Source organism: Streptomyces sp. NPDC046335 (assembly GCF_055587985.1).
In genome coordinates this window covers 13836-28185 of sequence record NZ_JBVJFF010000004.1, presented here as the reverse complement: position 1 = coordinate 28185, position 14350 = coordinate 13836, and the positions used below count along the sequence as shown (strand labels likewise).

Here is a 14350-nt window from a genome sequence, read left to right as displayed (position 1 = left end):
ACGAGGGCCGCGGGGACTTTCAGAGCGGCGTGGCCGCCCGCAGGATGAGGACCATCGTGACCGCGGAGTTCGCCGAGGACATCGCGGACACGGCGGTGCCGAAGGCCGCGCACCACAGCGCGAGCCCCATCGAGGTGAACACCGAGGGCCGGATGCGGGCGGCCGGCGCGGGCGCGAGCAGCGCGGCGACGCGGCGCGGCACCGGCCCCGGCGCCGCCAGCCCCGCGAGGGTCGGCGCGGGCACACCCCGCGAGACCAGGGCGGCCTTGCCGATCGCGCGGGCCACGGTCCGCCGGTCCCGGACGGCGCGGGCCGCGCTCTCGTCGGCCCACCGCTCGGCGGTGAAGGCGACGGAGGTGCGCAGCGGCCGCAGGAACGGGTTGGCGCGGGCCGCGAGCTGCGTGACGAGCAGGTGCTGGTGGTGCCGTGCGGTCAGATGGGCCCGCTCGTGGGCGAAGAGCGCGCGCCGCTCCGGCGCCGTCAGCTCGGCCAGCATGCCGGTGGTGACCACGACCCGGCCGCCGTCGCGCGACGGAAGGGCGTAGGCGTACGACGCCTCGTCCGGAAGGACGGCGACGGACGTGCCGGGCAGCCCCGCCAGCGCGCGGCGCGCCCGTCGGCGTACGCGCGCGTGCCGCCACAGCAGGCGGGCGCAGACCGCGCAGACGGCGAGCAGGGCGGGGATGGCGGCCCGCCCTGCGAACTCGTCATAGGGGACGGCGGCCCGCACCTCGGGGTCGGACCAGCCGTCCGGCAGCGGGTTGCCGGGAAGCTGGGCGGTGCCGACGACCATGAGCAGCGCCAGGCAGAGCGTGCTGCACACGGCCATCACACCGGCGACGGCGGTGAGCACGCGCGTGGCGGCGCGCGGGTGCAGATGCTGCTCGGCGAGGCGGGCGACCGGCCAAGCGGTCAGCGGCAGCACCAGTGGCAGGAAGACGAAGACGCCCATCAGAGAAGAGCCCCCTTCGGGCGTCAGTCGTCCGCTTCGGCGTCCGCCCGGCCGAGCAGGTCGCGCAGGAGCTGCTCGTCGTCGGGCGTCAGCGTGGTGACGAAGCTGGCGAGGACCGCCTCGCGGTCACTCTCCCCGTCGAGCACCTTGCGCATGCGGAAGGCGGCGAGCCCCGCCTCGTCGGACGCGGACGACCAGGCGAAGGAGCGGCCCGCGCGTTCCCTGGTCACCACGTCCTTGGCGAGCAGACGGGTCAGGATGGTCATCACCGTCGTGTAGGCGAGATCACCGCCGATCCGCTCCTGCACCCAGGCGGCGCTGACCGGCTCCTGCGCGGCGTGCAGCGCGGCGAGCACCTGTTGTTCCAGTTCGCCCTGCGCGCGGCGGCGCAGCCGTGGCTGCCGCTGCCCGTGCTCGTCGTCATGCTTCATGCCCGGCTCCCTCCAGCCCTTGTCATGCTCCGCGGGGAGCGCGCCACATCGTAACGGCCCGCCACCGAACATCCGTCTTCTACAGTCCTGTAGTTTTTGATGGACCGACTCATTCGTACTCATACCTCAGGAGGACATCGTGGGAGTTTCCCTGGCCAAGGGCGGCAACGTCTCGCTCAGCAAGGAGGCCCCCGGCCTCACCGCCGTACTGGTCGGTCTGGGCTGGGACGTGCGCACCACGACGGGCACGGACCATGATCTGGACGCCAGCGCACTGCTCTGTGACGCGTCCGGCAAGGTCGTCTCCGACCAGCACTTCATCTTCTACAACAACCTGACGAGCCCGGACGGCTCGGTCGAGCACACCGGCGACAACCTCACCGGTGAGGGCGAGGGCGACGACGAGGCCGTGAAGGTGAACCTCGCGCAGGTGCCCGCCGACATCGACAGGATCGTCTTCCCGGTCTCCATCCACGACGCCGAGAACCGCGGCCAGAGCTTCGGCCAGGTCCGCAACGCCTTCATCCGCGTGGTCAACCAGGCGGACGGCGCCGAGATCGCGCGCTACGACCTCTCCGAGGACGCCTCCACGGAGACCGCCATGGTCTTCGGCGAGCTCTACCGGCACGGTGCGGAGTGGAAATTCCGCGCGGTCGGCCAGGGTTATGCCAGCGGGCTGCGAGGCATCGCGTCGGACTTCGGCGTGAACGTCTGACCGACGGCGGCCCGGGCGGCCGCCCGGCCGCACTTCACCGAGGAGGCAGGTATGTACGGCGACCAGGAGACGGTACGCAGGATCCTGACGGAGCACGGGGACACCTGGGCGGTCGTGGGCCTGTCCGACAACCGCGACCGCGCGGCGTACGGCGTCGCGGCCGTACTGCAGCGCTTCGGCAAGCGCGTCGTGCCGATCCACCCCAAGTCCCCGACGGTCCACGGCGAGCAGGGGTATCCGTCCCTGGCCGCCGTGCCGTTCAAGGTCGACGTGGTCGACGTCTTCGTCAACAGCGCCCTGGCTGGCCCGGTCGCCGACGAGGCGGTGGCGGCCGGCGCCGCGGCCGTCTGGTTCCAGCTCGGCGTGATCGACGAGGCGGCGTACGACCGCACGCGCGCGGCCGGCCTGGACATGGTCATGGACCGCTGCCCCGCCATCGAGATCCCGCGTCTCGGCCGCTAGAGAGCTGCCTGCGAGAACTGGGTGTCGGGCCAGTCGAGCAGGCGCGCCCCGATGACCGCCGTCTGCAGCGTGTACCGGTGCACGGGGTCGGCCGGGTTGGCGCCGGTGAGCTTGTGGATGCGCTCCAGCCGGTAGGTCAGCGCGCGCACGCTCAGGGCCAGGGCGCGGGCCGTCTCCGCGGCGACACAGCCGGAGTCGAAGTACGCGGTGAGCGTGTCCAGGAGCGGGCGGGCCCCGCCGCGGGCCTCCCGCAGCGGGCCCAGCGTGTGCAGCACCAAGTCGGCCATGGCCTGCCGGTCACGGGTGAGGACGGGGTAGACAAGCAGGTCGGCGGCGCGCAGCACAGGGGCGTCGAGCTCCAGGCGCTCCGCGAGGTCCAGGGCGCCGAGCGCCTCCTCGTACGACTGGACGACTCCCCCGGGGCCCGGCCGGGGGCGGCCGATGGCGACGCGGCAGCCGTCGGTGGCGGCGTACGCCTGCTTGGCGAAGAAGGTGAGCACCTCGGCCTGGTCGCCCGGCGCGACGCACACCAGGCGGCCGTCCTTGGTGGTGAGCAGGATGCTCCGGTCGCCGAACCTGCCGATCAGGGCGTTCTCGACCTCACGGGGGACGGCGTGCCCTTCTTCGTAGCCGCGCGGGTCCTGCGCGACGGCGACCGCGTGTTCGTAGGAGAGGCGCAGGCCGAAGCGCTCCGCGCGTTCGGCGAGCAGGCCGAGGTCACTGCGCCCGTACAGCAGGTCGTCGATGAACTCCCGGCGTGCCGCCTCCTCTTGGCGTACGGCCAGGCGCTGGGCGCGTTCGTAGCCCTCGGCCAAGGCGTCGACCGCCTGCTCCGCCGCGGCCAGGACGCTGTCGGCGGCGTCCGACCGCCCGTGCGGCCAGTGGTCACGGGTCGCCGCCAGGTGCGCGCCGACCAGGGCGCGCAGGCCGTGCCCGGCGTCGGCCGCCCGCTCCCCCAGGGCGCGCCGCGAGTCCAGCTCCTCGCGGGTCAGCCGGCGTCCCGTCCGGGAGGCCGCGGTGAGGATCTCGGCATAGCCGTCGAGGTAGTCGTCCGGTATGCCGTGCCCCGCCATGTTCGCCCCCGTCGTGTCGATGAATCGTTACCGCCCTTTTTAGCGCATGGCGGTGCGGGCTGTGCGCCGTGATCAGGAACGAACGGCCCGCGCCCGCCGTTCACGGGACATGCCTCTGACTGGAGAGTACGAACCGGGAACGTGGGACTGGGTGAGCAAGCAGGCCGAGTTGATCGAGAGTTCGGGCGGGACCGACGGCACGGCCCTCATGGGCAAGCCCGTGATCCTGCTGACGTCGGTCGGCGCCAAGAGCGGCAAGCTGCGCAAGAACCCCCTGATGCGCGTCGAGCACGACGGGGAGTACGCGGTGGTCGCGTCCAAGGGCGGCGACCCGGCGAACCCGTCCTGGTACCACAACCTCGTCGCCGAACCCCACGTCGAAGTGCAGGACGGCACGGAGAAGAAGGACTACCGCGCGCGGATAGCCTCCGGCGAGGAGCGGCAGATCTGGTGGGACCGCGCGGTCGCGGTCTGGCCGGACTATGCCGAGTACCAGAAGAAGACCACCCGCGAGATCCCGCTCTTCATCCTGACCCCCTTCGACTCCTGACGCCCTTCGAGTCCTGACGCCTTCGACTCCTGACGCCTTCGACTCCTGACCCTCCCGGCGTTCCCGCCTCCCGGTGCTTGCCCGGCCCCGTCACCCGCCGGGCCGCCGGGGCGGGCCCCTCGTGCCCGCACGACCCACCTGGAGAATCCACCATGACGTCCGAGCCCCCGGCGACCGGTTACTTCACGTCGGTCGACGACGTCGCGGCCCGTCTCGCCGAGACCGGGTACCTCGCCTCCCCCGCGGTCGCCACCACCGTCTTCCTGGCCGACCGGCTCGGCAAGCCGCTGCTCGTGGAAGGCCCGGCAGGCGTCGGCAAGACGGAGCTGGCGAAGGCCGTCGCCCAGGTCGCCGGGGCGCGCCTGGTCAGGCTCCAGTGCTACGAGGGCGTCGACGAGTCCCGCGCGCTCTACGAGTGGAATCACGCCAAGCAGTTGCTCCGCATCACCGCGGGACGCGACGAGTCGTGGGACGAGACACGCACCGACATCTTCAGCGAGGAGTTCCTGCTCTCGCGCCCGCTGCTCACCGCGATCCGCGGCGACGAGCCGAAGGTGCTCCTGATCGACGAGACCGACAAGGCCGACGTCGAGGTCGAGGGCCTGCTCCTCGAAGTGCTCAGCGACTTCCAGGTGACGGTGCCCGAGCTCGGCACGATCGTGGCGGAGCGCCGCCCGTTCGTCGTCCTGACCTCCAACGCCAGCCGTGAGCTGTCCGAGGCGCTGCGCCGCCGCTGCCTGTTCCTGCACATCGGCTTCCCCGACGAGGAGTTGGAGCGCCGCATCGTCCGGATGAAGGTGCCCGGCCTCGACGAGGCGCTCGCCGCGTCGGTGGTGCGGGTGGTGGGGGCGCTGCGCGCGATGGACCTGCGCAAGGTGCCCTCGGTCTCGGAGACCATCGACTGGGCGCGCACGCTGCTCGCCCTCGGCGCGGACACACTGGACGAGAGCGTCGTGCGTGACAGCCTCGGCGTCGTCCTCAAGCACCAGGACGACGTGCTGAAGGCGGCCGCGAAGCTGGACCTGGACGCCGTGTGACCACCATGGCGGGCGGCCTCCCCCGGCGTCTCACCGGCCTGGTGGCGGCGCTGCGTTCGCACGGTCTGCGCATCGGCCCCGGCGAGAGTGTCGACGCCGCGGAGGCGTTGCGGGCCCTTGGTCTCGACGACAGGGAGCGGGTCAGGGAGGGCCTCGCCGCGGCACTGCTGCACCAGCAGAGCCAGCGGGCGGTCTTCGACCCAGTCTTCGACCTGTACTTCCCGCTGGGCATCGGCGCCCCCGGCAGCGGGGACCGGGACACCCCGCAGGACCGGGACACCCCGCCGGACCGCGAGGCGCTGCGCGAGCGCCTGGTGGCCGCGCTCGCCGCCGACGACCGGGCGCTGCTCGGACAGTTGGCGGCCCAGGCGGTCGACGGCTTCGGTGGGTACGGCTCGGGACAGGGTGGCTCCGACGGCTGGTCCTCGTACCAGACCCTGGAGCGGCTGCGGCCCGAGACGCTCCTGGCGCGCGTGCTCGCCGCTCTGCGCGCGGAATCCGGTGGGGACGCCGCGTTCACGGACCGTCTGGAGGCCGACGAGGTCCGGCGCCGCATCGAGGGCTTCCGTGAGCGGGTCCGCTCGGAGGCGCGCCGCCGGGTCGCCGAGCGGCGCGGCACCGAGGAGATCGCCCGCCGCGCCGTGGCGACCACCGCCGACCGGGTCGACTTCCTGCTGGCGGGCCGTGCCCAGCTGGACGAGCTGCGCAGGACCGTGCACCCGCTGGCCCGCAGGCTCGCCACCCGCCTGGCCGCCCGCCGCAGACGGGCCGCGCACGGCTCCATCGACCTGCGCAGAACCCTGCGCGGCTCCCTGTCGACCGGCGGCGTGCCGATGCGGCCCGTGCTGCGCCGCCGCCGTCCCGGCCGCCCGGAGCTTGTGCTGCTCTGCGATGTGTCCGGTTCGGTGGCCGGCTTCGCGAACTTCACGATGCTGCTGGTGCAGGCGCTGCACGACCAGTTCAGCAAGGTGCGCGTGTTCGCGTTCGTCAACCGCGTCGACGAGGTGACGGGGCTGCTCGCGCACGGGACGGCGGACCCGGCGGGCCTCGGCTCCCGCATCGCCGGCGAAGCCGCGGTCACCGGCTGGCACGGCAGCAGCGACTACGGCACTTCTCTGGGCGAGTTCGCGGAGCGGTACGCCGACGCGGTCGGCCCGCGCTCCACGGTCTTCGTCCTCGGTGACGCCCGGACGAACATGAGCGACCCCAACCTCCCCGCGCTGCGGCACATCGCCGAGCGGGCCCGCCAGGTGTACTGGCTCAACCCCGAGCAGCGCTCGCAGTGGTCGACGGGCGACTCGGCTGCGTACGCGTACGCCGAGCTGGTCGAGATGCACGAATGCCGCAACGCACGGCAGCTCGGCGCGCTGATCGCACGGCTGCTCCCGGTCTGACGCTCAGCCGCGCCTACCCCCCGTGCCACTTGTCCAGCGAGGCCCGGACCAGCGCGGCCGACAGGACGGCGGGCTCCACGTCGCCCGCGAGCCGCGTCAGCTCATCCGGATCGTCCGGCAGCCCGAGCTGCCGCGCCCCGTCCAGCGCCTTGTCCCCGAAGTAGGGCCCCACCCGCGGCCACACCCGCTGCACCTCGCGCAGGAAGATGGCCGCGCCCGTCGGGCCGATCCCCGGCACCCGTTGCAGGCTCTCGCTCAGGGCCTTCACGTCGGCGCCCGCCTCGTCCCGCATCCGGCGCAGATCACCACCGTAGTCCCGCTGTACGAGGAGCGCGCCGTCACCGAGCCGCGTGGCGGTGCTCTCGTCGTAGCGCCGGTAGCCGCCCCGGCCCAGCGCGTCGACACGCTCCTGCCACGTCGCGTCGGCCATGCGCCGGGCGTCGCGCATCCCGGCGTCGAACAGCTCCCTGGCCGCGCCCACCGCCGCGCTGCCGCGGATCGGCGCGCTCAGCAGGACGGAGAGGACCAGGAGCTCGTACAGCGGCTGCGGTGTGTCGCGCAGCTTGATGCCGGCCTCCTCGGCGTAGGTGCGTCCCTCGGCGTCGAGGAGCTCCCTGACGATGTCCTTCTCCCCGCCACCTCTGCCGCCACGTTTCCCGTCTCGTCGCTCGGCCACGGCTCTCCTCTCGGGTCAAGGGTGGGTTCCGCTTACCCAGGATGGCCGACGTGTGCGCCTCCGGCCTGCGGGTACTCAGCGCCACTGACGCTGTCGAGAGAAGGAGCATCCGTGGCTGCACGCCAGAAGAACGTCTTCGTCGTAGGTCTGGACGAGGCCAACCTGCCGACGATGAGGGACATACCGCACGCGGCGGACTGCCGGTTCCATCAGCTGCTCACGATCGAGGAGCTCCAGCACGGCGAGGTCTCCGTACCGGAGCTCCTGGCGAGGGCGGAGAAGATCCTCGACGCGTTCGACGGCGAGATCGACGCGATCGTCGGCTACTGGGACTTCCCCGTCAGCACGCTGGTGGCGATGCTGGGCGACCGGTACGGCACCCGCAGCACCAGCCTGGAGTCGGTCGTCAAGTGCGAGCACAAGTACTGGAGCCGCCTCGAACAGCAGAAGGTGGTCGACGAACATCCGCGCTTCGGCCGGGTCGACCTGGAGGCGGCGGAGCCGGAGCCCCCGGAGGGCGTGCGCTTCCCCATGTGGCTCAAGCCGGCGCTCTCGTACTCGTCGAAGCTGGCCTACAGCGTCCATGACCCGTACGAGTTCCGGGACGCGGTGGCCAAGATCAAGGACGGGATCGGCCTGGTCGGCCGGCCCTTCGAGTACATCCTCGACCAGATCGACGTGCCCGAGGAGATGGCGGGCATCGGCGCGCAGGTCTGTCTCGCGGAGGAGGCTCTGTCCGGGGTCCAGGTCGCCGTGGAGGGTTACGTCCACCGGGGTGAGGTCACCGTCTACGGCGTCCTCGACTCGATCAACTATCCGGACTCCTCCTGCTTCCTGCGCCACCAGTACCCCTCCACCCTGCCGGAGCCGGTGGTGCGCCGGCTGCACGACGTATCCGAACGGGTGATGCGGCAGATCGGGATGGACTCGGCGACCTTCAGCATCGAGTACTTCTACGACCCGAGCAATGACGAGCTGAACCTGCTGGAGATCAACCCCCGCCACTCGCAGTCGCACGCCGAGCTCTTCGGGTTCGTGGACGGCATGTCCAACCACCACTGCATGGTCAGTCTCGCCTTCGGCGAGGACCCCGCGTTCCCGCACGGCCAGGGCCCGTGCGCGACCTCCGCGAAGTGGTACTACCGCTGGTTCGCCGACGGTGTGGTGCATGACGTGCCCACCCGTGAGGAGCTCGACCGCATCGAGCGTGAGATCGGGCACGTGCGCATCGAGGTCCTCGTCGAGGACGGCCAGCGGCTCTCCGACGCCGTCCACCAGGACAGCTACAGCTTTGAACTCGCCCACATCTCCACCGGGGGCGACAGTGAGGAGGAGCTGCGGAGCAAGTACGACCAGTGCGTGGCGGCCCTCGGCCTCACCTTCGACGACACGGAGCCGGGCGGGCGCGACCTCACCAACGACTAGCGCCCCCCGAACTCCACGCCCCGCCCCACACCGCTCCGCCGGACGGCGGAACGGTCGACCGAGAGGATGGCACGGCCACATGCGTTACGTGGGCAATCTCCCGTACGCGACCAAAGAGGAAGAACACGTCGTCGTCCCGATGTCCGACGGCACCCGTCTGTCGGCGCGCGTCTGGCGCCCGACATCCTCGGACGACGCGCCCGTCCCGGCCGTCCTCGAGTACATCCCGTACCGCAAGCGCGACCTGAGTTCCGTGCGCGACTCGATCCACCACCCCTACATCGCAGGACACGGCTACGCGTGCGTGCGGGTGGACGTGCGCGGCACGGGTGAGTCCGAGGGTGTCCTCAAGGACGAGTACCTGGAGCAGGAGCAGGCCGACGCCGAGGAGGTGCTCGCCTGGCTGGCCGAGCAGCCCTGGTGCGACGGGTCCACCGGCATGATGGGCATCTCGTGGGGCGCGTTCGCCGCCCTCCAGGTCGCCGCTCGGCGGCCGCCGAGCCTGAAGGCGATCGTCATCTCCTCGTTCACGGACGACCGGTACGCGGACGACATGCACTACATGGGCGGCGCGATGCTGTCCGACAACCTCGCCGAGGCGGGCACCATGTTCGCCTACGGCACCTGCCCGCCCGACCCGGCCGTGGTCGGCGACCGCTGGCGCGAGATGTGGCACGAGCGCATGGAGGGCACCCGCCCCTGGGTCCTCGAATGGCTGCGCCACCAGCGCCGCGACGCGTACTGGCAGCACGCCTCGGTCTGCGAGAACTACTCGGACGTACGCTGCCCCGTCCTGGCCTCCAGCGGCTGGGCGGACGGCTACTCCAACGCCGTGGCCCGGCTGCTCGGCAACCTCGACGTGCCGCGCAAGGGCCTCGTCGGCCCCTGGTCGCACAAGTACCCGCACCTGGGTGAGCCGGGCCCCGCCATCGGCTATCTCCAGGAAGTGGTCCGCTGGTGGGACCACTGGCTCAAGGGCGAGGACAACGACGTCATGGAGGGCCCCATGCTGCGGGCCTGGATGCAGGACAGCGTGCCGCCCTCGACCTCCTACGAGGAGCGCCCCGGCCGCTGGGTCGGCGAACCGGAGTGGCCCTCGCCGCACATCCAGGACATCTCCCACCCCCTGCTGCGCCACCGCATCACCCGGCAGGGCGAGGTGCCGCAACCTGCGGAGTCCGGCGATGCCCTGACCGTGCAGTCACCACTGTCGGTCGGCCAGTTCGCCGGCAAGTGGGCCTCCTACAACGCGCCGCCCGACCTCCCCTACGACCAGCGGGAGGAGGACGGCGGCTCGCTGGTCTTCGACTCCCCCCAGCTGACCGAGGCGCTGGAGATCCTCGGCTCGCCCTCCGTCGACCTCGACCTGTCCGTCAGCGAGCCGGTGGCCACCGTCGCCGCCCGCCTCTCGGATGTCGCCCCCGACGGCCGGGCCACCCGCGTGACGTACGGCGTGCTCAACCTGACCCGCAGGGACGGCACCGGCGAGCCGCAACCACTGGAGCCCGGCAAGCGTTACCGCGCGACCCTTCAGCTCAACGGCGTGGCGCAGTCGTTCCCGCCCGGCCACCGCATCCGGCTCTCCCTCTCCACGTCGTACTGGCCGCTCGCCTGGCCGCCGCCCTGCCCCGTCCTGCTCAGCGTGTACGAGGGCACCAGCGCGCTGCGGCTGCCGGTGCGTCCCGTGGCGGAGCCGGACAACGCGCCGCACCGCCCCTTCGAGGAGCCCGAGGGCACCGAGCCGCTGGCCACCACCCGGCTGACACCGCCGGACCAGCGCTGGGAGGTCCGGCGTGACCTGGTCAACTACGACTCGGCACTGGAGATCGTCAAGGACCGGGGCGTCGTGCGCTTCGAGGAGATCGGCCTGGACGTCGGCTGCCGCGCCTTCGAGCGGTACACCTCCACCGGGGAGGACTTCACGTCGGTGAGCGGTGAGTCGGCCTGGACGGTGACCTTCCGGCGGGGCGACTGGGACGTGCGCGTGGAGACCCGCACGGTGCTGCGGTGCGACAAGGAGAACTTCCTCGTCGACGCCACGCTCGACGGCTACGAGGGCGCGCGGCGCGTCTTCTCCCGTACGTGGAACGAGACAGTGCCCCGCGACTGGCTCTGACGGAGCCCCCCGAGAACCCCCGATACCAAGGAGATCCCCATGTCTGGCTCGCCCCCCACTCCCGCCGGTCCGCTGCCCGGCCGCCCCGAGTCGTACTGGATGGACACCGCCCCGGCGACGTCCCACGCGCCTCTGGCCGAGGACATCGAGGTGGACGTCGCCGTGGTCGGCGGCGGCGTCGCGGGGCTCAGCACGGCGTGGGAGGCGGCCCGCCGGGGCCGGACCGTGGCCGTCCTGGAAGCCGACCGCATCGCCGCCGGGGTGACCGGCTACACCACCGCGAAGCTGTCCTCGCTGCACTCCCTCGTCTACGAGCGGCTCCGCGGCACCCGCGGGCCCGAGGCCGCCCGCCTGTACGCGAGCTCGCAGCAGGCAGCCGTGGAGCGGGTGGCCGCCGTCAGCGCCGAACTCGGCGTGGACTGCCAGCTGGAGCGGGCGCCCGCCTACACGTACACCATCCGCCCCGAAGGGACCGACGAGCTGCGGGCCGAGGCGGCCGCGGCCGCGGAGGCCGGTCTCTCGGCGGAGTACACGGAGGTCACCGGCCTGCCCTTCGAGGTGGCGGGCGCGGTGCGCGTGGCGGACCAGGCGCAGTTCCATCCTCGTAAGTACCTGCTCGCGCTCGCCGACGACCTGCGCGCGCGGGGCGGTGTCATCCACGAGCGCACGCGGGTGACCGGCCTGAAGGAGGGCGCCCCCTGCCGGGTGACGACCGAGTCGGGGCACACGGTCACCGCGAAGGCCGTCGTCGTCGCGACCCATTACCCCGTGTTCGACCGGGCGCTGCTCTTCGCCCGCCTCTCGGCCAACCGGGAGCTCGTCGTCGCCGCGCCGCTGGCCACCGCCGGACAGGACCCGCAGGGCATGTACATCACCCAGGACGAGGGTAAGCGTTCGGTGCGCACCGCTCCGTACGGGGACGGCGGGCGGCTGCTGATCGTCACGGGCGAGGGCTTCACCCCGGGCACCGGCGACGCCGCGGCCGGGTTCCGGGCCCTCGACACGTGGATGCGGGAGCGCTTCGACGTCGGGGAGACTGTCTACCGCTGGGCCGCCCAGGACAACTCCGCGACCGACGGCGTCCCCATGGTCGGCCCCTTCCACCCCGGCGCCCGCAACACGTACGTGGCCGCGGGGTTCGGCGGCTGGGGCATGAGCAACGGCGTCATGGCGGGCATGCTGCTCGCCCGGCTGATCGACGGGGAGAAGTCCCCCTGGTCGGACCTGTACGACCCGCGCCGGCTGCTGAGCACCGTGCGGGAGGCTCCTGCGCTGCTCGGCCAGCAGGCCGAGGTGGCCAAGCACTTCGTGGGCGACCGCCTCAAGTCCTCGCATGTGGACTCCGTGGACGAGATCCCCGCAGGTTCGGGAGCGGTGGTGCGGGTCGAGGGGAGCCGCTGCGCGGTCCACCGTGACGAGGGCGGCGCGCTGCACGCCGTCTCCGCCCGCTGCACCCACCTCGGCTGCCTGGTCGCCTTCAACGAGGCGGAGACCACGTGGGAGTGCCCCTGCCACGGCTCCCGCTTCGCCACCGACGGTTCGGTGCTCCAGGGGCCGGCGACCCGTCCCCTGGAGCGCCGGGAGCTGCCCGGCTCATAGAGACACGCCGCTCCAGGAGGCCTCAGCGGCGGAAGTGCAGCCGCAGGACCGCTCCCTCGCCGTCGAAGTCCTCGGTGACCAGGTCACTCAACTGCCGTACGACCCACAAGCCGTGGCCCTTCGGGGCGTGCGGGTCGGGCGGGACATGGCCGAGGAAGCCCGTGCCCCGCAGGGAGGGGGCGGTGCGTCCGCCGCCGCTGTCGGCGACCTCGCAGACCACCCAGTCGGAGTCGCTGAGCAGCCGCAGCACTCCGCCGCCGCCCCCGAAGCGGACGGCGTTGACCACCGCCTCGTGGACGGCCGCGACCATGTCCCGCGCGCGGTCCTCCGCGATGCCGCAGCGCCGGGCGTACTCGGCGACGGCCAGACGGGCGGCGACCGACTCCCCGCGGGTGAAGGTGACCGCGCGCGGTGTGGCGGAGGAGGCGAGCGGGTCCGCCGACGCGCGGGCGAGTTCGGAGCACTCGGCGTAGAAGTCGGCCGGGTCCGCGTACCGGCCGCTCGGCTCCGGCGCGGCGGCCCCCGACGTCACCTCCGGGTGGGTGCGCCCGACGGTGTCGAGCACGTCGGCGGGGAGCACCCGGGCGTCGTAGGGGCAGACGATCCAGTGGCCCGAGTCGGCGAACGCGGCGTTGACCACCGACTCGTAGCGGATCCACTCGCGGGTCTCGACGGCCGTGCGGCCGGTCCACACCGGTTCCCCGATGACGCGGATCCGGCGGGCGCCGCCCTCCTCCCGCGCGGTGCAGTAGTCGTGGTACTTGCCGAGGGTGCGGGAGGGATAGTGGTACCAGTCCAGGGCGTCGAAGAAGTCCACGTCCCGCGCGGCGCCGCCGAGGGCGTCCCGCAGCAGCGTGATGTTGCGGGACGCGACGACGGCAAGCACCACGTCGTCCGCCGCGAGGCCGTCCCTGACGAAGCCTGCCGTGCCGGAGAGGAACGCGTCGTCCGAGGCGTAGGACAGTGCCTGGTGGACGAAGCCGAGGCTCGTCATGCCCCCTCACGCCCCTTTCCCGTGAAGAGGCCGGGCACGCGGTCCCAGCCGGTGACGCGCAGGACTCTGCGCACATGGGGGGCCACGCCGTCGAGGACCATGCCGCCGCCCAGCGCGTGGAGGCTCAGCCCGGTGAAGACGAACAGGCGCAGCGCGCAGACGTCGATGAAGGTCAGCTCGCGCAGGTCGACGCGGGTGCGGTGTGGTGCCTCCGCCCGCCCCGCGGCCCGCTCGGTCTCGGCGCGCAGGGCGCGGGCCACCGCGATGAGGTTGCTGTCGTCCACCTCGCCGCGCAGGGCGAGGCCCGGCGGGGTGAACGTGCGGGTGATGCGCAGCAGTTCGTCCTGCCAGACGTCGTCGGCGACCGCCCTGCCGTGGTGCAGGGCGTCGAGTGCGGCCAGTTCGGGCGGGTCGAAGGCGCGGCGGTCGTACTGGCACAGGCCGACCACCGGCAGCACCTGGAAGACGGGGTCGAGGAGCTTCTCGGCGTCGCCGAGCCCTCCGGGCGCCCGCGCGTCCCGCCGCGGGGATGCCTCCATGACGACGCGCAGGCCGAGGAGACCGCCGGAGACCGCGCTCTCGGCCTCGCGGCACACCAGCTCGCCGAGGTCGTCCGGGTCCGCTTCCGCTTCCGCGCTCCGCAGGGACTTCGTCCGCAGCCTGCCGCGGGCGAGTGCGTCGGGCACGTCGTGGCCCTGGCGCCGCAACCGTTCCCGCAGGTCGGGGGGCGCCTGGGCCGAGGTCAGGAGCAGTCCGCCCTGGCCGCTCGCGAGGCCGTCCACGAGGAAGGCGGCGAGCACCGCCTCGCGTTCCTCTTCCGTTTCGTAGCCGTGGAAGAGATGGTCCCCCGGCCGCATCTCCCCCACCGCAAGCAGGGCGGGAGCGGTGTCCATCCCCATGCACCCCCTCCGGTGCGCGCCACTGCC

At 72.5% G+C, this 14350-nt stretch carries 14 protein-coding genes; 8 read left to right on the top strand and 6 right to left on the bottom strand.

Annotated elements, in window-relative coordinates; all coding sequences use genetic code 11:
• Positions 1–19: 19 nt before the first annotated feature.
• Entirely contained in the window at positions 20–952 is a 933-nt protein-coding gene (locus ACZ6JY_RS09555) for a M56 family metallopeptidase (protein WP_469193979.1), read from the bottom strand.
• Between the two features lie 23 nt (positions 953–975).
• Entirely contained in the window at positions 976–1383 is a 408-nt protein-coding gene (locus ACZ6JY_RS09550; protein ID WP_469193977.1) for a BlaI/MecI/CopY family transcriptional regulator, read from the bottom strand.
• 139 nt (positions 1384–1522) lie between these two features.
• Here ACZ6JY_RS09550 and ACZ6JY_RS09545 point away from each other — a divergent pair, with 139 nt between their 5' ends.
• Together ACZ6JY_RS09545 and ACZ6JY_RS09540 are read left to right on the top strand one after the other, a co-directional pair.
• Complete coding sequence (locus ACZ6JY_RS09545; RefSeq protein ID WP_469193975.1) at positions 1523–2098, top strand: TerD family protein; 576 nt, start codon at positions 1523–1525, stop codon at positions 2096–2098.
• 51 nt (positions 2099–2149) lie between these two features.
• Entirely contained in the window at positions 2150–2560 is a 411-nt protein-coding gene (locus ACZ6JY_RS09540; RefSeq protein WP_469193973.1) for a CoA-binding protein, read from the top strand.
• Here the strand turns inward: ACZ6JY_RS09540 and ACZ6JY_RS09535 are convergent.
• Positions 2557–3633, bottom strand: coding sequence for a PucR family transcriptional regulator (locus ACZ6JY_RS09535; RefSeq protein WP_469193971.1), 1077 nt, complete (start codon positions 3631–3633; stop codon positions 2557–2559). The genes ACZ6JY_RS09540 and ACZ6JY_RS09535 overlap by 4 nt on opposite strands.
• 109 nt (positions 3634–3742) lie before the next feature.
• Between ACZ6JY_RS09535 and ACZ6JY_RS09530 the strand changes: the two genes are divergently transcribed.
• The 3 genes from ACZ6JY_RS09530 (at position 3743) to ACZ6JY_RS09520 (ending at position 6614) form a co-directional block, all read left to right on the top strand.
• Positions 3743–4183: a nitroreductase family deazaflavin-dependent oxidoreductase gene (locus ACZ6JY_RS09530; RefSeq protein WP_469193969.1), complete on the top strand. Its 441-nt coding sequence runs from the start codon at positions 3743–3745 to the stop codon at positions 4181–4183.
• 152 nt (positions 4184–4335) lie between these two features.
• Complete coding sequence (locus ACZ6JY_RS09525) at positions 4336–5220, top strand: AAA family ATPase (protein WP_469193967.1); 885 nt, start codon at positions 4336–4338, stop codon at positions 5218–5220.
• 5 nt (positions 5221–5225) lie between these two features.
• The gene (locus tag ACZ6JY_RS09520; protein WP_469194995.1) at positions 5226–6614 is read left to right on the top strand and encodes a vWA domain-containing protein; all 1389 of its coding nucleotides are present in this window, start codon (positions 5226–5228) and stop codon (positions 6612–6614) included.
• A gap of 13 nt (positions 6615–6627) precedes the next feature.
• On the opposite strand, the gene ACZ6JY_RS09515 is transcribed toward ACZ6JY_RS09520, so the two are convergent.
• Positions 6628–7290, bottom strand: coding sequence for an endonuclease (locus ACZ6JY_RS09515; RefSeq protein WP_469193965.1), 663 nt, complete (start codon positions 7288–7290; stop codon positions 6628–6630).
• A gap of 171 nt (positions 7291–7461) precedes the next feature.
• Between ACZ6JY_RS09515 and ACZ6JY_RS09510 the strand changes: the two genes are divergently transcribed.
• The 3 genes from ACZ6JY_RS09510 (at position 7462) to ACZ6JY_RS09500 (ending at position 12430) form a co-directional block, all read left to right on the top strand.
• Positions 7462–8715: an ATP-grasp domain-containing protein gene (locus tag ACZ6JY_RS09510; protein ID WP_469194993.1), complete on the top strand. Its 1254-nt coding sequence runs from the start codon at positions 7462–7464 to the stop codon at positions 8713–8715.
• 79 nt (positions 8716–8794) lie between these two features.
• On the top strand, positions 8795–10831 hold the full coding sequence (locus ACZ6JY_RS09505; protein WP_469193963.1) for a CocE/NonD family hydrolase: 2037 nt from the start codon (positions 8795–8797) through the stop codon (positions 10829–10831).
• Between the two features lie 39 nt (positions 10832–10870).
• Positions 10871–12430, top strand: a complete 1560-nt coding sequence (locus ACZ6JY_RS09500; protein ID WP_469193961.1) for an FAD-dependent oxidoreductase — start codon at positions 10871–10873, stop codon at positions 12428–12430.
• Between the two features lie 22 nt (positions 12431–12452).
• Here the strand turns inward: ACZ6JY_RS09500 and ACZ6JY_RS09495 are convergent, their stop codons facing one another.
• Together ACZ6JY_RS09495 and ACZ6JY_RS09490 are read right to left on the bottom strand one after the other, a co-directional pair.
• Positions 12453–13424 carry an anti-sigma factor RsbA family regulatory protein gene (locus ACZ6JY_RS09495; RefSeq protein WP_469193959.1) on the bottom strand — a complete coding sequence of 324 codons (972 nt, stop codon included), beginning with the start codon at positions 13422–13424 and terminating at the stop codon, positions 12453–12455.
• On the bottom strand, positions 13421–14317 hold the full coding sequence (locus ACZ6JY_RS09490; protein ID WP_469193957.1) for an MEDS domain-containing protein: 897 nt from the start codon (positions 14315–14317) through the stop codon (positions 13421–13423). The genes ACZ6JY_RS09495 and ACZ6JY_RS09490 overlap by 4 nt, the downstream gene beginning before the upstream one ends.
• Positions 14318–14350: the final 33 nt, after the last annotated feature.